Source organism: Xylophilus sp. ASV27 (genome assembly GCF_016428875.1).
In the GTDB taxonomy this organism is placed as follows: Bacteria; Pseudomonadota; Gammaproteobacteria; order Burkholderiales; family Burkholderiaceae_C; genus Xylophilus.
In genome coordinates this window covers 1-214 of sequence record NZ_JAELTO010000465.1, presented here as the reverse complement: position 1 = coordinate 214, position 214 = coordinate 1, and the positions used below count along the sequence as shown (strand labels likewise).

General features: G+C 68.7%; 1 protein-coding gene. It reads left to right on the top strand.

Going from position 1 to position 214, the window contains the following annotated elements; all coding sequences use genetic code 11:
* Window positions 1-214: transposase (locus tag JHD63_RS23810; protein ID WP_198973228.1), on the top strand; the 214-nt coding region annotated here is incomplete at both ends.

Genomic DNA, 214 nt, shown 5'->3' with positions numbered 1-214 from the left:
CGCCCGCCGGTAGGGCTGCAGCGCATGCTGCGCATGTACTTCGTGCAGCACTGGTTCAACCTGGCCGACGAGGCCTGCGAGGAAGCACTGCTGGACAGCCCGGCGCTGCGGCGCTTCGTGGGCATCGGCCTCGGACGTGAGCGGGTGCCCGATGGCACCACGCTGCTGAAGTTCCGGCGCCTGCTGGAGGCGCACAAGTTGGGCGAGCAACTGT